This is a genomic window from Pseudomonas sp. S2_C11, assembly GCF_054668395.1.
This window is the reverse complement of the sequence record NZ_CP162765.1, coordinates 2,616,691-2,639,687: the sequence shown is the minus strand read 5'-3', so window position 1 is coordinate 2,639,687 and position 22,997 is coordinate 2,616,691. Positions and strand designations below refer to the sequence as shown.

16 protein-coding genes are annotated in these 22,997 nt (G+C 57.8%); 5 read left to right on the top strand and 11 right to left on the bottom strand.

Features of this window, described 5'->3' with window-relative positions:
* The first annotated feature begins 39 nt into the window (after nucleotides 1-39).
* Nucleotides 40-3,729, top strand: coding sequence for a hypothetical protein (locus tag AB4N48_RS11900; RefSeq protein WP_460095491.1), 3,690 nt, complete (start codon nucleotides 40-42; stop codon nucleotides 3,727-3,729).
* A gap of 18 nt (nucleotides 3,730-3,747) precedes the next feature.
* Here AB4N48_RS11900 and AB4N48_RS11895 read toward each other — a convergent pair whose 3' ends face one another.
* From AB4N48_RS11895 to AB4N48_RS11850, 10 genes are all read right to left on the bottom strand, one after another.
* Nucleotides 3,748-5,721, bottom strand: a complete 1,974-nt coding sequence (locus AB4N48_RS11895; RefSeq protein WP_460095490.1) for an acetoacetate--CoA ligase — start codon at nucleotides 5,719-5,721, stop codon at nucleotides 3,748-3,750.
* A gap of 150 nt (nucleotides 5,722-5,871) precedes the next feature.
* Nucleotides 5,872-6,645, bottom strand: a complete 774-nt coding sequence (gene hbdH / locus AB4N48_RS11890) for a 3-hydroxybutyrate dehydrogenase (RefSeq protein ID WP_375123553.1) — start codon at nucleotides 6,643-6,645, stop codon at nucleotides 5,872-5,874.
* Between the two features lie 7 nt (nucleotides 6,646-6,652).
* Nucleotides 6,653-8,044 (bottom strand): GntP family permease, encoded by a 1,392-nt coding sequence (locus AB4N48_RS11885; protein ID WP_460095489.1) that lies wholly within the window; start codon nucleotides 8,042-8,044, stop codon nucleotides 6,653-6,655.
* A 275-nt stretch (nucleotides 8,045-8,319) separates the two neighbouring features.
* A complete protein-coding gene (locus AB4N48_RS11880; RefSeq protein ID WP_460095488.1) occupies nucleotides 8,320-9,735 on the bottom strand; it encodes a sigma-54 interaction domain-containing protein in 1,416 nt (471 codons plus the stop codon).
* A 132-nt stretch (nucleotides 9,736-9,867) separates the two neighbouring features.
* Nucleotides 9,868-11,442 carry an ABC transporter ATP-binding protein gene (locus AB4N48_RS11875; RefSeq protein WP_460095487.1) on the bottom strand — a complete coding sequence of 525 codons (1,575 nt, stop codon included), beginning with the start codon at nucleotides 11,440-11,442 and terminating at the stop codon, nucleotides 9,868-9,870.
* Nucleotides 11,443-11,451: 9 nt separating this feature from the next.
* Nucleotides 11,452-12,474, bottom strand: coding sequence for an ABC transporter permease (locus tag AB4N48_RS11870; protein WP_041478730.1), 1,023 nt, complete (start codon nucleotides 12,472-12,474; stop codon nucleotides 11,452-11,454).
* Nucleotides 12,474-13,535, bottom strand: coding sequence for a microcin C ABC transporter permease YejB (locus AB4N48_RS11865; protein ID WP_039758569.1), 1,062 nt, complete (start codon nucleotides 13,533-13,535; stop codon nucleotides 12,474-12,476). Before AB4N48_RS11865 ends, AB4N48_RS11870 begins: the two co-directional genes overlap by 1 nt.
* Nucleotides 13,535-15,403, bottom strand: coding sequence for an extracellular solute-binding protein (locus tag AB4N48_RS11860; RefSeq protein WP_150635512.1), 1,869 nt, complete (start codon nucleotides 15,401-15,403; stop codon nucleotides 13,535-13,537). Before AB4N48_RS11860 ends, AB4N48_RS11865 begins: the two co-directional genes overlap by 1 nt.
* Before the next feature lie 131 nt (nucleotides 15,404-15,534).
* The gene (locus AB4N48_RS11855) at nucleotides 15,535-15,816 is read right to left on the bottom strand and encodes a peptidylprolyl isomerase (protein WP_041478733.1); all 282 of its coding nucleotides are present in this window, start codon (nucleotides 15,814-15,816) and stop codon (nucleotides 15,535-15,537) included.
* A gap of 95 nt (nucleotides 15,817-15,911) precedes the next feature.
* Entirely contained in the window at nucleotides 15,912-16,781 is an 870-nt protein-coding gene (locus AB4N48_RS11850) for an esterase/lipase family protein (RefSeq protein ID WP_460143640.1), read from the bottom strand.
* A 334-nt stretch (nucleotides 16,782-17,115) separates the two neighbouring features.
* On the opposite strand from AB4N48_RS11850, the gene AB4N48_RS11845 reads away from it, so the two are divergent.
* Nucleotides 17,116-18,195, top strand: coding sequence for a hypothetical protein (locus AB4N48_RS11845; protein WP_460095486.1), 1,080 nt, complete (start codon nucleotides 17,116-17,118; stop codon nucleotides 18,193-18,195).
* Between the two features lie 54 nt (nucleotides 18,196-18,249).
* Here AB4N48_RS11845 and AB4N48_RS11840 read toward each other — a convergent pair whose 3' ends face one another.
* Nucleotides 18,250-19,323 (bottom strand): 3-deoxy-7-phosphoheptulonate synthase, encoded by a 1,074-nt coding sequence (locus AB4N48_RS11840; protein ID WP_460095485.1) that lies wholly within the window; start codon nucleotides 19,321-19,323, stop codon nucleotides 18,250-18,252.
* Nucleotides 19,324-19,928: 605 nt separating this feature from the next.
* Between AB4N48_RS11840 and AB4N48_RS11835 the strand changes: the two genes are divergently transcribed.
* The 3 genes from AB4N48_RS11835 (at nucleotide 19,929) to uvrC (ending at nucleotide 22,967) form a co-directional block, all read left to right on the top strand.
* Entirely contained in the window at nucleotides 19,929-20,372 is a 444-nt protein-coding gene (locus tag AB4N48_RS11835; RefSeq protein ID WP_056785278.1) for a GNAT family N-acetyltransferase, read from the top strand.
* A gap of 127 nt (nucleotides 20,373-20,499) precedes the next feature.
* Nucleotides 20,500-21,141, top strand: a complete 642-nt coding sequence (gene gacA / locus AB4N48_RS11830) for a response regulator transcription factor GacA (protein ID WP_024012761.1) — start codon at nucleotides 20,500-20,502, stop codon at nucleotides 21,139-21,141.
* Between the two features lie 2 nt (nucleotides 21,142-21,143).
* Nucleotides 21,144-22,967, top strand: a complete 1,824-nt coding sequence (uvrC, locus tag AB4N48_RS11825) for an excinuclease ABC subunit UvrC (protein WP_252869366.1) — start codon at nucleotides 21,144-21,146, stop codon at nucleotides 22,965-22,967.
* Nucleotides 22,968-22,997 lie beyond the last annotated feature (30 nt).

Below are 22,997 nucleotides of genomic sequence, written 5' to 3'. Positions count from 1 at the left end.
TCTCGATAGCAAGTCCATGTAAATAAACAGGTCAATAAAATGAAAAATCGATGTGGTGCAGGTGCTCTTTCCAAATTGAGCGCTGCCGATAATGTGCGTTGTTCTGCCGCAGATGAATTAGAGCGAATGGCACTTCTAGGCCAGTTGAAAAGATTTCTTGTCGAAGCTCCGGAAGACGTTGCACGGGATATTTCAAACGATGACCAAAAGATCATCTGGCTCTCGCCTGAATCCTCTTTTGGACGTTTACAGAAACCGGCCAGCGAGATGCTTCAGGATCTGATGAGCTTACTCGGTTCCGGCACCTACAGTAGAGTTACGTCTTCGGGTGAAATTCACATATACGTTACTCATGAAGGGTGGATGGATGTATCGGATAACGTCAAGAGTAATCCCGGCGCGAATGAGAAGTTCGAGAAGTTAGTTGCTATTGCAGCAGGTCTTGGTGGATTCGTTCACCTTGATAACGCAGTGCTGTTGTCGCAGTGGTTGCGTTTTCACGGGTTCAACGTGCCGGATGACAGAGAAAAACTAGAAAGCTTGATTGGCTTTTTGGAGTGGAAGTGGCCTGAAGGAGATGATTTTGGTAATTACTGGGGGCAGATAACTGGGCTAAATGATACGTCGATCACCTTGACACCACAGCAGTGTGCAGAGATTCGCGCAGTGACGAGTAAACTTTTCCCTGCGAATGAGAATCTACTTAACACAATCTTCAGAAGCGTCAGACCGTATAACGTTACTACCGTTAATTGGGACAGCGCTAACGAGGTCGTTGCAATGCTGGTTCGTCATCCAGCGTCGCAGAAAATTGCCAAGGAATACGTCATTGCACTGGACTGGTGGGGGGCGAAGGATTCCGAGGAAATCAGTAGTGACGATCTAGCTCAGGTATTGCTCACCGCAATAATTTTGCAGTTGGATTCATCCATAGGCGTTACTGGCAAGCGCAACTGCATCGGAACCTTTGATATATACGATTCGAGCACCATGGCTGATAGGCCGTTATATGCCATACGTGAAAATTTTGAGGCTTACCTTGTAGCAAAGGGCCATTCGCACTCGATTATTCCTCTCGCTTCTCACCTGCTCCTGGCTCATGTAGCGCCTTGTCTCTTGGTTAAAAATCTGCCCCAAGAGCTTTACGCTGGCTCGATCGGCTGGGTGACGTTTTGCCAGGCGGTGAGCTTTATCGAGATCAATTGTCGAGGCGTCTCTCGCTTCATGACATATGAACAAGTCATGAAGTTTGCAAGCATGGAAACGGTCAGCCCGGTACTGGGGGAGCTGCAAGGTATAACTGCGATAGACCCTATCATTGACTGGGCATTGGTGAATGAAGTCATCACTCATGAGCAGCTGAACACGTCTGCTCTTACAGCAGCTCAAGACGCTTTGAATGCGTATAAAACGCACGTGGATGATATTGTTTTGGGAATCAAGGCATTTGGGGCGGCTCCGCCCAATCGGAAACGACTGGCGATGACTGCATTGAAGCAGGCGGTTGCTGATTTTGATGTTATTGAACAACCTCTTTTGCGTCCTGAGACTTATTCTGCAATGAGAGTGTCGATGCTTGATCTTCATATCGAAGGGTTGCTGGCGTCCGGAACATGGGATTGGAATAAAGAGCCCGGCATTTTCGATAAGTATCCGCAGCTTTCGGCCTTGCCTGCCATCAAACCAGCATTCGAAGCTGAGCTCGTTAGCTATCACTGCAATATTCATAAGGCGATGGCTTCAAACTTAAAGCTGGCGATAGCAGGAATGCCTCGAGCCGATCGAGATGTCTTTGCCTCAAGCGAGATCACGTTTTTTACTGTACGTCCTTCGGTTGCAGAGGTTTACTATCCATCATCGGCTAACTATAACTTGGTCGGCGCGGGTAATCAGCCACCCAAAAATATCGAAGTTCAGCTGAAGAAAGACCAGGCGGTGGGGCGGTTCGGCGTAATTATGATAGCTTCCTTCGGGAATAATCAGACTTTATGCTATGAAATGTTTACCTTGCTGGGGGAGTGCAGAAGAAACGATGAGCTAGGCAAATTGATTATTTATACCCAAAAAATGAACATGCCTGGAAGGGTTGAATATACAGGGAAGCCCAATGATGCATTTTTCCCTTTGCCCCCCACGCATAACGTTCCAACTGATTTCGATAGCTACATTGTCGGAAAAAAGCCGTCGCCGAATGCCTCTGGGATTATGGTTATAGAGAAACTTGGCACTGTTATGGCTCCGACTTCTGCGTCGCGGGTCGTTCGTAATCATTATCAGTTTTTCGTAAATGAGCATATCGAAAATATTGCCCAATTTGTTGTGAAGAACAGACCTTTGGGCAGCCTCCAGGATTTCAGGGAAGTCTTCACCGAATACACTGATAAAGAGCGTGCGGAGAACACTTATAACGAGGTGCTGACGTATATCATTGACCTGTGTGTCCCGTTCAAGAAATGTATCGAAGACTTGGCTTCCGGAAATAGAAATCAGGTGGTTGACGGAATTTACGCGTGCACGATGGATGCTATCGGTATTTTCTTCACTGTACTGGGTGCCCCGGCTAAAATTCTGCATATCGCAGCCAAAACAGTTTCGTTAACGGCAAAAATCGGCAGCCTCGTCAGGTTTGGCATTTCTCTGACAGTCTCGACTTTCAATCCGATTGATGGATTGCCAACTGCTGGATACCAAGCGTCAAAAGCATTTTTCAAAAGCGTCATGCATTTGGGCGCGTCGGGCGCAAAAGTCGTGGAATCTGCCGTTGTCCAGATGAGCAGACTGACCGGTACGGCGCGGGAATTTCACAAGCTGGCGAATGCTACCGATGTTGGTTTCGGGAGGTGGCGCCCGCTTGGAAGCACCGCGTCTTCTTTCAATGTCTGTGCCATCAAGAAAAGCAGTGAGTGGTACGCGGCCAATCGGCTAGGTAAGCCGTGGGGAAAACGACTCGTCAATTTCGACCTGCAAGAGAAGTTTAGTCTGCCATTACTGCAGAAACCGGTTCCGGGTGTTTTTACAGCTCACATTCTCGAGCGCAGTCTGCCACTGGCCCGTTTCAAAATAGACAGCGCAATTGAAATGCTGGGCTCGCCGGCGCTGAATTTCAAAACCGACCCCGCGATTGGATTGTTTTTTGGCAGTACCGCGGCGGCGCGTGACGAATTGTCCAATCTGCTAAGCGCCATCAGGCTGGATTTCGGCGGAACGTCCGCCAGTAATTTCCTGTTGGATAGCCTGAAACTAGATGATGGCGTCATTGAGGTAAATCCATTCGATTACAGTAAATGGAAGAGCGCAGGAGCTACAGATAAAAAGCGTGTTCAGTACATGACGGTCAATACACGTAACTTCAACCAGCGATTCAGCCTGACAGGTTACGGCGAAATCGCTGATGACCTCATCCACGAAATGATTCGGGTCAACCCCGCCAAGACCAGTCTGATCACTGCCGAGGGGGCGACCCGAGATGGTAAGGTCGGTTTGGATGTGGCGCCTTTACTAAACTTGGCAAAGGGACGCTTGCCCCGATCTGAGCCTATCACTGGCAGTTTTCACGAAAGTGCTCAAGCGCTCCTCAATGCAGACTCGCTGATGCTCGTTATTGCCTTGCTCAGTTTGTTGAAAACAAACGAAGCGTTGTTTTCGCTGAATCTCAGCATCATGCGCGCAGCGATCGAAGCCAGTGGAGATCAGCCCCTCACCGGTGAAGTTGTAATACAGCTGAATTGAGGCTGCGCCAGACGAAATTCAGTGTTGAATAACTTCGGTCATGGCCAGTTCGCGCCGATCCCGAAACTGCTCCAGCGCTTCGGGATTGGCCAGTGCATCGGTATTTTTCACTGGCCTCCCATGCACGACATCGCGCACCGCCAGCTCTACGATTTTGCCGCTGATGGTGCGCGGTATATCGGTTACTGCGACGATGCGTGCGGGAACATGCCTGGGTGTGGTATTGGCGCGGATCACTTCGCGGATTCGCTGTTCAAGCCCTTCATCCAGCTCGACGCCGTCGCGCAAACGCACGAACAACACGACGCGCACATCCTCCTGCCATTGCTGACCGATGGCGACGCAGTCCAGCACTTCACTGATTTTCTCGACCTGCCGATAAATCTCCGCCGTGCCGATGCGCACGCCGCCCGGATTCAACACCGCATCCGAGCGGCCATGGATCATCATCGCTCCATCGCGCATTTGCTCGGCGTAATCACCCTGTGCCCAGACGCCGGGGAACAGGCTGAAATAGGACTGGCGGAGTTTTGAGCCGTCGGGGTCATTCCACAAGCCGATCGGCATCGCCGGGAAGTGCCGCGTGCAGACCAGTTCACCTTTCTCACCGATCACCGGCTGGCCAGCGTCGTTCCACACCTCGACGGCCATGCCCAGGCTCTTGCCCATGATTTCTCCGCGACGTACCGCTGACAGCGGATTGCCATTGACGAAGCACGAAACGATGTCGGTGCCACCGGACATCGAGGCCAGACACACCTCGGTTTTGAAGTCGCGATAAACGAAATCGTAGCTTTGCGGTGACAAAGCCGAGCCTGTGCACAGCAGGGTTTTCAAACTGCTCAAATCATGGCTTTCCCGTGGCCTGGCGCCGCTGCTTTCCAGCGTCGCGAGGAATTTCGGACTGGTGCCAAACACGCTGATGCGTTCATCGTCGATCAGGTCGAGCAGGCGCTGGTGATTCGGGTGGAACGGCGAGCCGTCGTAGAGCACCACGGCGCTGCCCACTGCGAGTGCCGAGACCAGCCAGTTCCACATCATCCAGCCGCAGGTCGTGTAGTAGAACAAACGGTCACCGGGACTGAGATCGCAGTGCAGGCCGTGCTCTTTGACGTGTTGCAGCAGCACGCCGCCGGTGCTGTGGACGATGCATTTCGGCACGCCAGTGGTGCCGCTGGAGTACAGCACGTAGAGCGGATGATTGAACGGCACCGGGGTGAAATCCGGTTCACCGCCGGGTTGATAGAAGTCTTCCCAGAAGCAGACATCAGCGTGGGTTTGGTAATCCTCGATGCGCGCTTGCGGACGGGCGTACGGGACGATGATCAACTGCTGCAGCGACGGCAGCTGTGTCAGGATTTCGTTGAGCTTGGCGGTTTGATCCAAAGTTTTTCCAGCATATTGATAGCCGGCACAGGTGAGCAGCACTTTCGGTTCGATCTGGCCAAAGCGATCGATCACGCCGTGTGTGCCGAAGTCGGGCGACGAGCAGGACCAGATCGCGCCGAGGCTGGTAGTGGCCAGCATCGCCACCAGGGTTTGCCAGGTGTTGGGCATGCACGCCGCCACGCGATCACCCCGGCCAACGCCCGCCGCGCGCAGGCTCGCCTGAAACCCGGCGACCTGTTCGGCCAGCTCGGCCCAGGTCAGTTGTTCGCGCTGACCATTCTCTGCAACTGCGATCACGGCCACGGCATCGTCGCGGCGGCGCAACAGGTGTTCAGCGAAGTTCAGGGTCGCGCCGGGGAACCACTCGGCGCTGGGCATTTCTGCACCTTCACGCAAGACGGCGTCGGGCTGAGTGTGGAAGCGGATGTCGAAGAAATCGACGATCGCCTGCCAGAACGCCGGGCGCTGATCGATGCTCCATTGGTGCAGGGCAGGGTAGCCGTCGAGCTCGAGCGAATTCCGCTGATTGATATCGCGCCGGAAGGCATCCATACGCGAACCGGCGATACGCTGGGTGTCGGGTTGCCAGAGGATGTCGGACATGGGTTTGCCTCTTCTTATCGGATTCGTACAGGCCAGGGAGATCATTCCCTGTGGGAGCGAGCCTGCTCGCGAAAGCGTTGTCTCAGTATCCCGAACTGTGTCTGATAAACCGCATTCGCGAGCGGGCTCGCTCCCACAATGGCCAGGTGTTTATTGCGCCAGCCAGCCACCATCAATGTTCCACGCCGCGCCGCGCACCTGGCTGCCGGCTTCGCTGCACAAGAACAGCACCAGCTCACCCAGATGCTGCGGTGTGACGAACTCCAGCGAGGGCTGTTTTTCCGCCAGCAGATCATGCTGCGCCTGCTGCGGATCGACCCCCTTGGCCGCGCGATCGTCGATCTGCTTCTGCACCAGCGGCGTCAACACCCAGCCCGGACAGATCGCATTGCAAGTGACATTGGTGGTCGCGGTTTCCAGCCCGACCACTTTGGTCAGGCCGATCACGCCATGCTTGGCGGCGACGTACGCGGCTTTGCCGATGGAGCCGACCTGGCCGTGCACCGAGGCGATATTGATGATGCGCCCCCAGTTCTTGCGGCGCATGCCCGGCAGACTCAAACGGGTGCTGTGGAACACCGATGACAGGTTGATCGCAATGATCGAATCCCAGCGCTCAACGGGAAACTCTTCTACCGCCGCAACGTGCTGAATGCCGGCGTTGTTGACCAGAATGTCGACGCCGCCAAACTCGCGCTCGGCGTAGGCGACCATGTCGGCAATCTGCGCCGGGTCGCTGACATCGGCGGGATGATGGCCGACCTTGCCGCCGAACTGAGCGACTTCGGCGATCACCTTCGAAGCATCGCCGAAGCCATTGAGAATCAGGTTGGCGCCAGCTTTCGCGAGAGTCAGCGCGATGCCCAGGCCGATACCGCTGGTGGAGCCGGTCACCAAAGCTGTCTTGCCGGAAAGAGTGGTCATGAATACCTCACACAATACCAATGGCGTAGAAAGTGCCGATCACCACGAAAACCGCGAGGGTCTTGATCAGCGTAATACAGAAAATGTCTTTGTAGGCTTCGCGGTGGGTCAATCCGGTCACCGCCAGCAGGGTGATCACCGCGCCGTTGTGCGGCAGGGTGTCCATGCCGCCACTGGCCATCGCGGCCACGCGGTGCAGCACTTCCAACGGGATATTCGCCGCATGTGCTGCACTGATGAACTGCTCGGACATCGCTGCCAGCGCAATGCTCATGCCGCCCGAGGCCGAACCGGTGATGCCGGCGAGCAGCGTCACGGTGATCGCTTCGTTGACCAACGGATTGGGAATCTGCTTGAGCCAGTCGGCCAGCACCAGAAAGCCCGGCAGCGAAGCGATTACCGCACCAAAGCCGTATTCAGACGCGGTGTTCATGGCCGCGAGCAACGCACCGCTGACCGCACTTTTGCTGCCTTCGGCGAGCTTGCTTTTAATCGCCTTAAAGCCGAACGCCAGCACCATGAGGATGCCGACCAGCAACGCCGCCTGCACCGCCCAGATCGCCGTGAGCTTGGCGATTTCGGTAGTGACCGGCGCGGCCATGCCCGGCAGTGCGAGGCTGTGGGTCTTGCCATACCACTGCGGAATCCATTGGGTGAACAGCAGGTTCATGATGCCCACGGCCAGCAATGGCGAAAGGGCAATCCACGGGTTGGGCAGTTTCAGGTCTTCGGCAGTTTCCGGTTCGTTGCGCAGTTCAGTGCCGTAGCCTTCGCCGGCACGTTGCGCCTTGTTGCGTTGGCGCTGCAGAAACAGCATGCCGGCGCAGAACACGAAGATCGTGCCGATCACACCCAGCCACGGCGCCGCCCATGCGGTGGTGTTGAAGAAGGTGCTGGGGATGATGTTCTGGATTTGCGGCGTGCCGGGCAGGGCGTCCATGGTGAACGAGAATGCACCGAGGGCAATGGTCGCCGGAATCAAACGCTTGGGGATATTGCTCTGGCGGAACATCTCCGCTGCAAACGGATACACGGCGAAGACTACGACGAACAACGACACGCCGCCATAAGTGAGCAGGGCGCACACGAGCACGATCACCAGCATTGCTTGTTTGGTGCCGAGCAGGCGAATCGCAGCGGCGACGATCGAGCGCGAGAAACCGGACAGTTCGATGAGCTTGCCGAACACCGCGCCGAGCAGAAATACCGGGAAGTAGAGCTTGATGAAACCGACCATCTTGTCCATGAACACCCCGGTGAACGCGGGGGCAACGGCGGACGGATCGGTCAGCAGCACCGCGCCGAGAGCAGCGATCGGGGCGAAGAGGATGACGCTGTAGCCACGGTAGGCGGCGAGCATCAGCAGCGTCAGGGCTGCCAAGGCAATGATCACACTCATGGTGTGTCTCTCCAGATTGTTATTTTTGTGGGTGAAACGGGTGTGGAGAGTGCGTTAGCGAGATTTGTGCCAATCTTCTAACTGTTTGAAATATAAGGAAATTAGATTTCGGTCGAGTTCTCGAAGCTGTTTTTGTCTCTTAGTTGAGATTTTCTTTGAATGGGCCGGAGCCTTCGCGAGCAGGCTCGCTCCCACATTTGACATGCATTCCCCTGTGGGAGCGAGCCTGCTCGCGAAGCTTTTGTTTTGTCTTCATACAGAGATTCGATATCTCTTTATGTAGACTCGGCAATCCCCAGCGCAGCCATTTTCTTGTAGAGCGTCGACCGCCCCAGACCCAGCCGAACCGCAGCCTCCGGTACTTTCCCCGCGCATTGCGCCAGGGTCGATTCGATCAACTGCCGATCAAAGCGCGCCCGCGCCTGCGCGAATGTCTCCCGAGCCGATGCGTGCGTGCTCGGCTCGGACGTCCGCGCAACGGGAGTAAACGTGCCAATCGCCCCGCGAATATCCTGCTCGGTCAGCATGAGGTCATCACTGAGCAACGCCGCCCGCTCCAACACATTGCGCAACTCACGGATGTTGCCCGGCCAGGCATGCTGGCCCAACAGCGCCAGCGCATCGCGGTGCAGTTCATGCTGGCTGCGCAGTTCTTCGAGAATCGCCTCGCTCAGCGCCGGCAGATCATCGAGACGTTCGCGCAGCGGCGGCACCTGGATCGGCAGGACATTGAGGCGGTAGTACAAATCGGCGCGAAATTCGCCGCGCTTGATCGCCGCCTGCAAATCCGTCGACGTCGCGGCGATTACCCGCACATCGCTCTGAATCACTTCATTGGAGCCGACCGGTTCGAACTCCTTTTCCTGCAACACGCGCAGCAGTTTGCTTTGCAGCGGTAGCGGCATATCGCCGATCTCGTCGAGAAACAGCGTGCCACCCTGAGCGATCTGCAGTTTGCCGGTGCGGCCCTTGCGGTCGGCGCCGGTAAAGGCGCCGGGTGCCGTGCCAAAGAACTCGGCCTCCAGCAGCGCCTCGGGAATTGCCGCGCTGTTGATGCTGACGAAGGCTTTGTGCGCGCGCGGCGAAGCGCTGTGAATGGCTTGTGCGAGTAACTCTTTGCCAGTGCCGGTTTCTCCCAACAGCAACACGGGCGAATCAGCGCTGGCGCTTCGTCGCGCACGTCGTTTGACTTCAAGGCTGGCGGCGCTGGTACCGATGAAATGGGCGAAGTTGTATTTGGTCTGCCGCGCACGCAGCAGTGAGCGGGTCGAGGCGAGTTCTTCCTGCATGCTCAGGTAACGCTTGAGCATCGGCGACAGCGTGCGCAACTCGTCGAACAGGGCAAAACCGATGGCGCCGATCACGCTGCCGGCATCGTCGTGGATCGGCAGGCGCATCACCACCAGCGGCTCCTTTGGCGTGTCCTGCATGTCCAGCAGAATCGGCCGGCCGGTGCGCACCACCTCGCGCAGCAGGCTGCCGGGGATCACGCTTTCGCAGGGTTTGCCGATAGCGCCTGCCGCTGAATCGAGACCAAAGCGCCGGGCGTAGCGTTCGTTCATCCAGACGATGTTCGCATCGCGATCGACAATCACCGTGCCCTCACTGGATTGCTCGATGATCTCGAACAGCGAACGGATCGCCAGAGTGCGCACCCGTTGGTAGTCCTTGAGGCTTTCGGTGGTGTTCATGGAGGCTGGTCCTGATTGTTTGTTGCCGGTAACGATCCCCTCGCGAGCAGGCTCGCTCTCACAGGGGCCTGCATTCCAAATGTGGGAGCGAGCCTGCTCGCGAATGCCGCGCCGCGAATCAGCAGAAAATACCTACCCCGGATGCACCGCCGCCAGCAGCTCTTTGGTGTAGGGATGCTGCGGGTTGTCAAACACGTCGTGACTGGCACCACGCTCGACCACCTGACCGTCCTTGATCACGATCATGTCGTGTGCCAACGCGCGCACCACCGCCAGATCATGGCTGATAAACAGGTAGGTCAAACCGTATTTTTCCTGCAAATCACGGAGCAGGGCGACCACTTGTTTCTGCACAGTGCGGTCGAGGGCCGAGGTCGGTTCATCGAGCAGGATCAGCGCCGGTTTCAGCACCAAGGCCCGGGCGATGGCGATGCGCTGGCGTTGGCCGCCGGAAAATTCATGCGGGTAGCGATGGCGGCTTTCCGGGTCGAGGCCGACTTCCCTGAGCACGCGAATCACTTGCTCATCACATTCATTAGCGGTCGACTCGCAATGCACTTCCAGACCTTCGCTGATGATCTGTGCCACCGACATGCGCGGGCTCAGGCTGCCAAACGGGTCCTGAAACACCACCTGCATCTGCCGCCGCCACGGCCGCAGCTGCTTTTGATTGAGGCCGTCCAGCGCTTCGCCCTGAAAGCGAATGCTGCCCTCGGAATCCAGCAAGCGCAGGATCGCCTGACCCAGCGTCGACTTGCCCGAACCGGACTCGCCAACAATGCCCAAGGTCTTGCCGCGCTGGATATTCAGGCTGATGCCATCGACAGCGCGCAGATACTGCTTGCGCCTGAACAGCCCGCCGCTGACCTGGAAATTGACGCGCAAGTCAGCGACTTCCAGTACATTTTCACGTTCGTCACGGGGCAGGGCTTCACCTTCCGGCTCAGCGTTCAACAGCACGCAGCTGTAAGGGTGTTTGGGTTCGGTGAACAGGGTTTCGCAGGGTGCCTGCTCGACGATCTCGCCAGCCTTCATCACACACACCCGCTGCGCGATGCTGCGCACCAGATTGAGATCGTGACTGATCAGCAGCAGCGACATGCCGAGCCGCTGTTGCAGGGACTTGAGCAGCAAGAGAATCTTGCGTTGCACGGTGACGTCCAGTGCCGTTGTCGGCTCGTCGGCAATCAACAACTCCGGTTCGCAGGCCAGGGCCATGGCGATCATCACCCGTTGCCGTTGCCCGCCAGAGAGTTGGTGCGGATAGGCTTTCAAGCGTTCCTTGGGTTTCTGGATGCCGACCAGCCCGAGCAATTCGAGAATGCGCTGCTGCGCTTGCTTGCCGCCGAGGCCGCGGTGCAGCAACAGGGTCTCGCCGATCTGCTTTTCGATGGTGTGCAGCGGATTGAGCGAAGTCATCGGTTCCTGAAAGATCATGGCGATGCGATTGCCGCGCAGTTCTCGCAAGACCTTCGGATCAGCACCGAGCAGTTCCTGCCCGCGATAGCGGATGCTGCCACGGGTTTGCGCCTCGCTCTCAGGCAGCAGTTGCAGGATCGAATGCGCGGTCACCGATTTCCCCGAGCCCGATTCGCCCACCAGAGCCAAGCACTCACCGGGGCGGATATCCAAGCACAGGTCACGCACCACAGTCTGACCATGGAAGGCGACATTGAGGTTGCGGATTTCAATCAGGTTTTCAGTCATGGTCACGCTTCAGGATCGAGGGTCAAAAGCGTCACGTAACGCTTCGCCGATGAATACCAACAAGGAGAGGATCAGCGCCAGGGTAAAGAACGCGGTCAACCCGAGCCACGGTGCTTGCAGGTTCTGCTTGCCCTGACCGATCAGTTCACCCAGCGAAGCGCTGCCGGCCGGCATGCCGAAGCCGAGGAAATCCAGCGCGGTCAGCGTCGAAATCGCTCCGGTCAGAATGAACGGCAGGTAACTCAGCGTCGCGTTCATTGCGTTGGGCAGAATGTGCCGGAAGATCACCTTGCGGTCAGTCAGGCCCAGGGCACGTGCGGCTTTGACGTATTCCAGATTGCGCCCGCGCAGGAACTCGGCGCGCACCACGTCCACCAGCGCCAACCAGGAAAACAGCGCCATGATCCCCAGCAGCCACCAGAAATTCGGCTCGACGAAACCGGAGAGGATGATCAGCAGATACAACACCGGCAGCCCCGACCAGACTTCCAGCACGCGTTGTCCAAGCAGGTCGACCCAGCCACCGTAATACCCCTGCAACGCGCCGGCGGCGATACCGATCAGCGCACTGACAAATGTCAGCATCAAGGCAAACAGAATCGACACCCGAGCGCCAAAGATGACCCGCGCCAGCACATCGCGTGCCTGATCGTCGGTGCCCAGCCAGTTCACCGAAGTCGGGGGACTTGGCGCCGGTTTGTTCAGGTCATAGTTGGGGGTGTCGTCGCTGAACGGAATCGGCGGGAACAGCAACCAGCCACCGTCCTTGCGTATCAGATTCTGCACGTACTCGCTGCGATAATCGGCCTGAAACGGCAGTTGCCCGCCGAACTCCTGTTCGGTATGGCGCTTGAACACCGGGAAGTACCACTGGCCCTGATAACTGACCATCAACGGTTTGTCGTTGGCGATCAACTCGCCACCCAGCGTCAGGATGAACAGGCCGATGAACAGCCACAGCGACCACCAGCCACGACGGTTTTTCTTGAACCGTTCGAAACGGCGACGACCCAAAGGCGAGAGCTTGAACATCAGGCATTCCTCGCGGCGAAGTCGATACGCGGGTCGACCAGGGTGTAGCACAGGTCGCCGATCAGTTTTATCAGCAGGCCGAACAGGGTGAAGATGAACAGTGAACCGAACACCACTGGATAATCCCGCGATACCGCTGCTTCGTAACTCATGCGCCCAAGGCCATCGAGGGAGAAGATCACTTCGATCAGCAGTGAGCCGGCGAAGAACACACTGATGAACGCCTGAGGTATCCCCGAGACCACCAACAGCATGGCGTTGCGAAACACGTGTCCGTACAGCACGCGGCGTTCGCTCAAGCCTTTGGCGCGGGCCGTTACTACGTACTGTCGGGTGATTTCATTGAGGAACGAGTTTTTTGTAAGGATCGTCAGCGTCGCGAATCCACCGATCACCAGCGCCGTGACCGGCAGCACCAGATGCCAGAAGTAATCGGCAATCTTGCCCAGTGTCGACAGCGATTCGAAGTTGTCCGACACCAGCCCGCGCACCGGAAACCAGTTGAGCGAAGTGCCGCCGGCGAATACGACGATCAGGAACATCGCGAACAGAAACGCCGGCATGGCGTAACCGATGATGATCGCCGTGCTGCTCCAGATATCGAAATGGCTGCCGTGGTGCACAGCCTTGCGGATGCCCAGCGGGATCGACACGAGATAGGTGATCAGCGTCGCCCACAGCCCGAGCGAAATGGTCACCGGCATCTTTTCCAGAATCAGGTCGGTGACTGTAGCGCCCCGGAAGAAGCTCTTGCCGAAGTCCAGTTGCGCGTAATTCTTCAGCATCAGCCACAGACGCTCGTGGGCCGGTTTGTCGAAGCCGTACTGCTTTTCGATGTCCTTGATCAGTTGCGGGTCGAGGCCACGGCTGGCGCGCGAAGCGTTGCTCGATGTCTCGCTGGCACCGCCGCCGACACTGGCGCCGCCGATGCCTTGCAGATGGGCGATGGCTTGTTCGACCGGTCCGCCGGGCGCGGCCTGAATGATCACGAAATTGACCAGCAGGATGATCACCAGCGTCGGAATGATCAGCAGCAGGCGCCGCAGTATGTAACCCCACATCAGTGCGGTCCTCCGGGTCTGCCGCGACTGATTTTCTCAGCGGTCATCTGTTGATTGGTCAGTGGCGTGCGGCTGATTTCCCACCAGCTCTCGATGGCTTCGTCATTGCTCGCCTGCACCGTGGGAATGCCGAAGCGGTTCCACCAGACGGTCGAGGTGCCTGGCGGGTAGTAATTGGGAATCCAGTAGTAGTTCCATTGCAGCACCCGGTCCAGCGCATGGGCGTAATGCAGCATGTCTGATTGGGTCGAGGCGCGGATCAGGCCGTTGATCAAAGTGTCGACTGCCGGATTTTTCAGCACCATGTAATTGTTCGCGCCCGGATCGTTGGCCGCTGCCGAGCCGAAGTAGTTGAGCAACTCGCCGCCCGGAGAAGTAGTAACGGGGTAGCCGGTGACGATCATGTCGTAGTCGCGACTCATCAGGCGATTGACGTATTGCGAGGCGTCGATGCGGCGAATATTGAGCTCGATGCCGATCTGTTTCAGCGTGCGCTTGTAAGGCAACAGCAGGCGGTCCATTCCATTCTGGCTGACCAGAAAAGTGAAGCTCAGCGGTTCGCCGGCGCTGTTGACCAACTGGTCGCCATCCGGTTTCCAGCCGGCCTGCTCGAGCAGTTCCAGGGCTTGCAACTGCTTGTCACGGATGATGCCGCTGCCATCGGTCTTCGGTGCTTCGAAGACTTTGCTGAACACTTCCTCAGGCACCTGACCGCGCAGCGGTTCAAGGATTTTCAACTCCTGCGTATCGGGCAACTGCCGGGCGGCGAGATCGGTGTTGGAGAAGTAACTCTGCTGGCGGATATAGACGTTACGCATCATCTGCCGGTTGCTCCATTCGAAATCCCAGAGCATCGCCAGTGCCTGGCGCACGCGGCGGTCCTGGAACATCGGCTTTTGCAGGTTGAACACGAAACCCTGGGCCGATTGCGGCGCTTCAGTGGCGAGGTGGGCTTTCTGCAAACGGCCATCGCTGAGGGCAGGGCTGTCGTAGCCGATCGAATAGCCGGTCGCGGAAAACTCGCGGTTGTAGTCATAGGCGCCACCACGCAGCACCTGGCGGGCGACATCGGTGTCGCCGAAATACTCGATGCTGAAATGGTCGAAGTTGTACAGGCCGCGGCTGACCGGCAGGTCCTTGCCCCACCAGTCGCCATTGCGTTCGAACGTGATACTGCGCCCGGAGTCGACCTTGCCAACCCGGTACGGCCCGCTGCCCAGCGGCGGTTCATAACCACCGCCGCCGGCGAAATCGCGGCTCTTCCACCAGTGTTCGGGGAATACCGGCAAGGTCGCGATGTCCAGCGGCAAAGTTCGGTTTTCGTTGCTTTTGAAGTCGAAGCGCACGGTCAGCGGTGCCTCGATTTCGACGCCTTTGACGTCGGCAAACTGGGTGCGATAACGCAGGCTGCCCTGGGTCATCAGCAGGTTGTAGGTGTAGCGCACGTCTTCGGCGGTAATCGGTTTGCCATCGGCAAAGCGCGCCTTCGGGTTGATGAAGAAACGTAGCGAAAGACCGTCGTCCGAACGTTCCATCTTCTGCGCAACCAGACCATAGACGGTGTAAGGCTCGTCCAGCGAGCGTTGGGCCAGCGGCGAGTACAGCAGGCCGTCGATCTGCGTCACGCCGATGCCTTTGTCTATATAAGGCAGCAAATGGTCGAAGTGGCCGATCTCGATGGCCGAGCGCCGCATCGTCCCGCCCTTCGGCGCTTGCGGATTGGTGTAGTCGAAATGGCTGAAACCGGCGGGGTATTTGGCCGGTTCGCCGTAAACGGTCAGTGCGTGTTGCGGGGCAGCGTTCACGCCAGCGGCGCCAATGAGAAAGGCGAGGGCGGTGAGCATCAGTGTGGGAAAAACCAGTCGCATCGTCAGCCTTGGAACGCAAAATCGATAAGCGCAAGTTGTACGCGACCCGCGCGCCACTCGCCAGCCGTATGTGTAACTGAAACACAACGGCCCACCAGAAGGCGGGCCGTTGTCAGCAATCGGACGACGAGTCAGTCCTGACGGCTGGTGACTTCCAGCAGGTGATAACCGAACTGGGTTTTTACCGGGCCTTGCACGACGTTGATCGGCGCGCTGAATACCACGGTGTCGAATTCCTTGACCATCTGGCCTGGACCGAACGAGCCCAGATCGCCGCCCTGACGGCTGGACGGGCAGGTGGAGTTGGCTTTGGCGACTTCAGCGAAATCGGCGCCGGCTTCGATCTGAGCCTTGAGTTCGTTGCACTTGTCTTCGCTGGAAACCAGGATGTGGCGGGCAGTGGCTTTGGCCATGGGGAATTCTCCGAACTGTTTCAATAAAAGGTGGAGCGTACCGGAATCAGTCGGCGAATTCTCGGCAAAGTTCCATTCTGCGTTCCTTGCCCGATTCATAGATCCGCCGCTTGCAGACGCTGGGCATGTTCGACGTACAGGTCGATCGGATCCGGCGAGGGCGCTTTTGTGCCCGCGCTCCGCCGCAGGCTGGCCAAATGATCCATTGGGTAATCGGAGCGGATCACTTGGCCGAGATGGCTACTGAAGCGTCCGACGAAACCATCATTCTGCTGGGGTTCGGTGGTGAAATATTGCGACAGGACCCGGCAGGTTGCTTGAACCGGATCCAGCACTGGCAACGTGGATTGCGCAACAACCCCGCTCCACGAGTAGTAGCGCACGCCGTTGACTTGCTCAGGACCATGCCCGCCCCAGGTTTGCGGCAGTCCCTGGGGAAATTTGTCATTGAATTGACCGACGCCGACCGTGGTCAATGCGTTGAGTGCGGCTAACGCATTCTGCGGCAATGTCGCGCTGCCGCTCAGTAGCGACAGTAAGTCGGCGAAGTGCGTTGCGACATTCTGTGCGACGGCTTCGGGAAGCTTGCCCGGAATCAGTGCCCTGCGCAGGAAGTCGGCGAGCTCCGAGCCGTGGTTCGGGCCACTGACGGAGGTGACCGAAGCGACGACGTTTGGCGCAAGCGCCGCCGCATAGCGTGCAGCGAGTGCGCCTTGACTGTGTCCTATGAGGTTGACTTTCTTCGCGCCTGTGCCTCGTAGCACGCAAGCAATCTGTGACAGCAATTGCTCACCCCGCTTTTCATTGTCGTGGGTGGCCGAAAGGTGTGGAACAAACAATCGACATCCGGCGGTTTTCAGCGCGGACTTGACGTCATGGAACAGCTCGAAATGACCGATATGCTCGAACCCGAACAGACCGTGGACCAACAGGATGGGATAACGAGTTGTAGCATTCCGTTGCATGTTCTTACCTTTTTCGTAGAAGTTCATCGGGAAATCACCGGGCCACTCTAAAACACTCCTCCCGTTGAAGAAGTACGAAGAGGCTTCACATTGCGTTTGAAAATGGACTACGAGGCGTACGAAATTTCGGAGAGCTGTGAAATCCGAATCGGAAGTTCAGTGGGTCGTTTGTCGGCATAATCGCGTGACCTCTGCTGTTGCCTACTTTGCGAGTAGCGGTTACCCCGTTGTCGCGGTGGATTCGGCTGACATCCGGAACGTTCAAATAGGTCCTCAATGTAGATGTCAGTGTCGTCATTCGGGGCGGCACGTTTTCCAGGGAGTGGAAGCGAAAATGAATAGCCATGAAATCGAGTTTTGCTGGCGGATGCGCCAGCCGATGGTTGCCGAAGTGTCTATCGAACCTCTGGTCGCGCCAACGATTGACGGGCTCCAAGGGAGCGTGTTGGATCCTTCGCTGGCCAAGGCCATCGTTCGCATTTCCCCTTATGCCAACATGAGCTGCGGCGATCAGATCGTGCTGTCTTGGGAGGGGCTGGATATCGAAGGCTTTGCCTATCAATACGAGAGTGTTCGATTCATCAGCCAGGTCCAGGTTGGCAAAGACGTCATCTTCGTCATCAAGGCGATGCATGTCGCTGCGCTGGACGGGGGCTCGCTGGAGGTTTACTGGACACTGCAAAGTGCGTCCGCGCCCAAGGCAGTGGAATCTGCTCGCCTGCAACTGTCTGTCGGGGACGTTGGACCGCATCTGTTGGCGCCGCAAATAGAAGGCTCGGTAAACGGAGCGCTGGAGCCGTCGCGAGTGGTCGAAGGCACCCTGGTGACCCTGCAGCCTTACGCTCGGATGTCAGCGGGCGACCGGATCATGCTGTCGTGGCATGGAGATGCTTCGCCTGAAATATTCACCGACTCGTTGAAGGTCGAGGCCTGCGCCGTCGCGCAAAGCCTGTCCTTCTGGGTGCCGGCCAGCTACGTCGAAGCGCATCGTGGTGGCGAGGTGGTGGTCGCCTACCGTGTTGAACAACGCTGTGGAGCCATCCGAACCTCGGAGCCTGCGACGGTTTTCATTGGGCCGGCAGTGCGTGCTGAACTGGCCGCGCCGGATATTGTTGGGACGATCGGTGATGTGCTGTCGGTGAAGGACTCGATAGAGGGGGTTTCCATTCTGATTGAAGACCCGCTGGTGCAGGAAGACGAGTTGGTCTATCTCAAGTGCGATGGTGATTTTTTCAGTCATCGCGATGATCTTGAAATCACTCGGGAGGCGGCCGGGCAACCGGTGAGTTTCATTGTTCCCCATCGGTTCTGGCGCGAGCACCACGGCACGACGGTGGAGATTGCCTACACCATCGAACGTCTGGACGATACCAGTCAGCAATCTGCCGTGAGGCGGATCAGCATAGTGGCATAACCTGGGGAAGGTCAGCCCTCCGCGCTTCGTATGGAACGGGAGGGCGATCTGCGATCAGGCCCTGGCGTTAGCGAGGCGCCGTGCGGCGTCGGTCAGCAACTGTTCCGTTGCGTCAAAGCCGAGGCAGCCATCAGTTATCGATACGCCGTAGCGTAGAGAGGTGCTCAGCGGCTGGCAGCCTTCGAACAGATGAGATTCCAGCATCGCGCCGATCAGCGAGTGGTTGCCACGCAGGCGTTGTTCAAGCACCTCGTTGAACACGGCTGGCTGACGCAGTGGATCCTTGCCGCTGTTGGCATGGCTGCAATCGACCATGATCCGGCTGGGAATCTTCAGTCGGCTGAGTTCGGCGCTGATGTTGGCTACGCTGGTTGCGTCGTAGTTTGGCCCTTGATGGCCACCGCGCAGCACAATGTGGGTGTCAGCGTTGCCGGCTGTCTGCACGATCGCCGGATGCCCTTGGCTGTCCACGCCGAAGTGCCGATGCGCATGGGCTGCCGAGCGCATGGCGTCGACAGCAATGGCGGCGCCGCCGTCGGTGCCGTTCTTGAAGCCCACGGGCATGTTCAAGCCACTGGCCATTTCGCGGTGGATCTGCGACTCGGTGGTGCGGGCTCCAATGGCCACCCAGCTCAGCAGGTCATCAAAGTAGCTGGCGGCCATGGGTTGCAGGAGTTCGGTAGCGACCGGTAGTCCGAGCTGGATCATTTCCAGCATCAGTCCGCGCGACAGCGTCAGACCGGCAGCCATATCGTCAGTGCCGTCCAGATGCGGATCGTAGGCCAGACCTTTCCAGCCGACCGTCGTACGCGGCTTTTCGACGTAGGCGCGCATGACCAGCAGCATTTCACTGCTGACATCTTCGGCCAGACGAGCGAGTTTGCTGGCGTACTCAATCGCTGATTGCGGGTCATGGATAGAGCAGGGGCCAACGATGACCAGCAGGCGTGGGTCTTCACCGTCAAGGATGGCGCGCACCGCCTGGCGATGAGTGTTGACCTGTTGATGCAGGGAATGGCTGAGCGGCAATTGCTGTTTGAGCTGCAACGAGCTGGGCAGACGCAGGGTCAGTGCTTCGTTGGCAGAATCGAGGGTGGACAGCGGCAAAGCGGAAACTGAAGAGTTCATGTTCGGTCTTCCTGGGCGGATGGCGGGTTTTTCCCGCGCACTCGGCCCTACTGGGGTGTTCGACAAATGGCCGTACTGGCTAGGCATGTGTGTTTGCCACCTGTGGGTGACCGATCGGAGGCGGCAGGCTGTCCCGAGCGGAGGCTGGTAAATCGCCAGGCGCTAAAGCTGTCGTAACGGTAATAAGTGGCGTGGTTCATGGTGTAATCCTCGAAATGTGGTGTGTCGCTGAAAGTGATGGGCCTGAAAAAACAAAACCCCCGGTCGGGAGGCCGACCGGGGGTTGAGAAATCTCTGGTAGGCGACCCGTTATCATGGGCGCCGTTTGGGTATCAGGCGCGCCAGTGGCTAAACCAATACCCAAAATAAAAATTGTCAGGAGCGCAAGTGTGATTCACCCGGGCAGCCGCGACCGAGCGCAGGGCGCTGGTGGTGCAAGACTGTGGAAGGGTGTTGAACATGTGCTGTCTCCGTTGAATGCGCCGAGCTTACTCGACGCTGATACGCATCAGCAATCAGAAAATGCTATTGCCCGCCGCTCGAAACGCCTATCACTGGCAAACCATGCGGGTGAAGGGCAACTTTGCAGTCATGGAGAAAGCTGAATGAGTTATCGAATCCGGCATGCCACCCGTGATGATCTTGCTCTTGCGCGGGATCTGACCTGTCGCAACATGCTGCGCTATTACATTGACCACGACCTGTTGTGGCAGGACGAGGCGTTCGACGCAGGCTGGCAGTATCGTGACAACTGGATGATCCTCCAGGATGAACTGGCGATCGGTTTTTTCAGTCTGAGCCAGGATGCGCGGGCGCTGTACATACGCGAATTGCAGATTGATCATCTCTGGCAAGGGCAGGGCGCCGGTTCCTGGGCCATTGGTCAAGTTACCGAAATGGCTCGTCAGGCAAGACGACCGGCACTGCGACTGACAGTGTTTGACAATAACCGGGCGCAAGAACTGTATGCACGCAAAGGACTGCGCATCGTGGGCAGGGATGAGTGTTTCCTCAGGATGCAGCTCGATTTGAGTACAGCTGTGCTCTGAAACCCACAGCCGGCAAGCCCTGAATGATGAATTGAAACTTTTTAAATGCGGCTTTCCGCTAGGTCTGTCTGGCACTTTTTGCTAAGGTGTCCGGCATCCCAATAAGACCATATCGCGAGGTGTCTGCTTGATTAGGGTGCTAGTGGTCGACGACCATGATCTCGTTCGCACAGGCATTACACGAATGCTGGCCGATATCGATGGCCTGCAGGTGGTGGGTCAGGCCGAGTCAGGTGAAGAGTCCCTGATCAAGGCCCGTGAATTGAAGCCTGACGTAGTGCTCATGGACGTCAAGATGCCCGGCATTGGCGGCCTCGAAGCCACGCGGAAGCTGCTGCGCAGCCACCCGGACATCAAGGTGGTTGCCGTTACGGTGTGCGAGGAAGACCCTTTCCCGACGCGTTTGCTGCAGGCCGGGGCGGCTGGTTACCTGACCAAGGGCGCGGGTCTGCCGGAAATGGTTCAGGCCATTCGTCTGGTCTTCGCCGGGCAGCGTTACATCAGTCCGCAGATCGCTCAGCAGTTGGCAATCAAATCATTCCAGCCCACCAATGATTCGCCGTTCGATGCGTTGTCCGAGCGGGAAATCCAGATTGCGTTGATGATTGTCGGTTGCCAGAAGGTCCAGATCATTTCCGACAAGTTGTGCCTGTCGCCGAAAACCGTGAATACCTACCGCTATCGCATTTTCGAGAAGCTTTCGATCAGCAGCGACGTCGAGTTGACACTGCTCGCGGTGCGTCACGGCATGGTGGATGCCAGCGCCTGACCATGACCGAGAAATTTGATTCCAGTGCTTTCCTGTCGACCGTCAGCGGTCGGCCCGGCGTCTATCGCATGTTCGACAGCGAAGCGCGCCTGCTCTATGTCGGCAAAGCGAAAAACCTGAAGAAACGTTTGGCGAGCTACTTTCGCAAGACCGGGCTGGCGCCGAAGACGGCCGCACTGGTCGGCCGTATCGCTCAGGTCGAGACGACCATCACCGCCAACGAAACCGAAGCGCTGCTGCTGGAACAGACGCTGATCAAGGAGTGGCGCCCGCCGTACAACATCCTGCTGCGCGACGATAAATCCTATCCGTACGTGTTTCTCTCCGACGGGCAGTTTCCGCGCCTGAGTATCCATCGCGGGGCAAAAAAGGCCAAGGGCAAGTATTTCGGCCCATATCCGAGTGCCGGTGCCATACGCGAAAGCCTGAGCATCCTGCAAAAAACCTTTTTCGTCCGTCAGTGCGAAGACAGCTATTACAGGAACCGCACCCGTCCGTGCCTGCAATACCAGATTAAACGCTGCAAGGCGCCGTGCGTGGGGTTGGTCGAGCCTGACGTCTACGCCGAAGACGTGCGCCACTCGGTGATGTTCCTCGAAGGTCGCAGCCATGCGCTGACCAACGAGCTGTCCATGGCGATGGAAGAGGCAGCGATCAATCTCGAGTTCGAGCGCGCGGCCGAATTGCGTGACCAGATCGGATTGCTGCGCCGGGTACAGGACCAGCAGAGCATGGAAGGCGGAACCGGCGATATCGACGTTATTGCCGCATTCGTCAACCCCGGCGGCGCCTGTGTCCACCTGATCAGCGTGCGCGGCGGGCGAGTGCTGGGTAGCAAGAATTTCTTCCCGCAGGTCGGCATCGAGGAAGATGTTTCCGAAGTCATGGCGGCGTTTCTCGGCCAGTACTACATCAGCAGCCCCGAGCGGGATTTGCCGAGCGAACTGATCGTCAACGTGGTTCATGAAGATTTCCCAGCGCTGATCGAAGGGATTCATACCTTGCGCGGCCGCGAATTGGCCATCAGTCACCGGGTACGCGGTACCCGTGCGCGCTGGCAGCAACTGGCAGTGACCAACGCTGAGCAAGCCTTGGGCGCGCGTCTGGCCAACCGTCAGCACACCGCCGCGCGATTCGACGCGCTGGCCGAAGTGCTGAATCTGGATGAGCCGCCGCAACGTTTGGAATGCTACGACATCAGTCATTCCAGCGGCGAAGCGACGGTTGCCTCCTGCGTGGTGTTCGGGCCGGAAGGCGCGATCAAGTCGGATTATCGCCGCTACAACATCGAAGGCGTCACTGCCGGCGACGATTATGCGGCCATGCACCAGGCGCTGACCCGCCGGTTCAGCAAACTCAAGGACGGCGAGGGCAAGTTGCCGGACATCCTGCTGGTCGACGGTGGCAAGGGCCAATTGTCGATGGCCCGCGATGTGCTCAACGAGCTGGCCGTACCGGATCTGATCCTGTTGGGCGTCGCCAAAGGCGCCACGCGCAAGGCCGGTTTCGAAACGTTGTATCTGAATGATGCAGCGCACGAGTTCACCTTGCGCGGCGATTCGCCCGCGTTGCACCTGATTCAGCAGATCCGCGATGAGGCACACCGCTTTGCAATTACGGGGCATCGCGCCCGTCGCGGCAAGACCCGCCGAACCTCGACGCTTGAGGGTGTCGCAGGGGTAGGGCCGACGCGCCGCCGTGACCTGTTGAAACATTTTGGTGGATTGCAGGAGCTGTCTCGTGCAAGCATCGAAGAGATCGCCAAAGCCCCGGGGATCAGTAAAAAGCTCGCTGAGTCGATTTATGCGAACCTGCATAGTGAGTAGAATGCCCCTTCACCTCGTAGCCAGTTGTGC

Bases quoted from the DNA above. Each gene is read 5' to 3' on its own strand.
- AB4N48_RS11900 (WP_460095491.1), top strand. From the start codon at position 40: ATGAAAAATCGATGTGGTGCAGGTGCTCTTTCCAAATTGAGCGCTGCC.
- AB4N48_RS11895 (WP_460095490.1), bottom strand. From the start codon at position 5,721: ATGTCCGACATCCTCTGGCAACCCGACACCCAGCGTATCGCCGGTTCG.
- hbdH (WP_375123553.1), bottom strand. From the start codon at position 6,645: ATGACCACTCTTTCCGGCAAGACAGCTTTGGTGACCGGCTCCACCAGC.
- AB4N48_RS11885 (WP_460095489.1), bottom strand. From the start codon at position 8,044: ATGAGTGTGATCATTGCCTTGGCAGCCCTGACGCTGCTGATGCTCGCC.
- AB4N48_RS11880 (WP_460095488.1), bottom strand. From the start codon at position 9,735: ATGAACACCACCGAAAGCCTCAAGGACTACCAACGGGTGCGCACTCTG.
- AB4N48_RS11875 (WP_460095487.1), bottom strand. From the start codon at position 11,442: ATGACTGAAAACCTGATTGAAATCCGCAACCTCAATGTCGCCTTCCAT.
- AB4N48_RS11870 (WP_041478730.1), bottom strand. From the start codon at position 12,474: ATGTTCAAGCTCTCGCCTTTGGGTCGTCGCCGTTTCGAACGGTTCAAG.
- AB4N48_RS11865 (WP_039758569.1), bottom strand. From the start codon at position 13,535: ATGTGGGGTTACATACTGCGGCGCCTGCTGCTGATCATTCCGACGCTG.
- AB4N48_RS11860 (WP_150635512.1), bottom strand. From the start codon at position 15,403: ATGCGACTGGTTTTTCCCACACTGATGCTCACCGCCCTCGCCTTTCTC.
- AB4N48_RS11855 (WP_041478733.1), bottom strand. From the start codon at position 15,816: ATGGCCAAAGCCACTGCCCGCCACATCCTGGTTTCCAGCGAAGACAAG.
- AB4N48_RS11850 (WP_460143640.1), bottom strand. From the start codon at position 16,781: ATGCAACGGAATGCTACAACTCGTTATCCCATCCTGTTGGTCCACGGT.
- AB4N48_RS11845 (WP_460095486.1), top strand. From the start codon at position 17,116: ATGAATAGCCATGAAATCGAGTTTTGCTGGCGGATGCGCCAGCCGATG.
- AB4N48_RS11840 (WP_460095485.1), bottom strand. From the start codon at position 19,323: ATGAACTCTTCAGTTTCCGCTTTGCCGCTGTCCACCCTCGATTCTGCC.
- AB4N48_RS11835 (WP_056785278.1), top strand. From the start codon at position 19,929: ATGAGTTATCGAATCCGGCATGCCACCCGTGATGATCTTGCTCTTGCG.
- uvrC (WP_252869366.1), top strand. From the start codon at position 21,144: ATGACCGAGAAATTTGATTCCAGTGCTTTCCTGTCGACCGTCAGCGGT.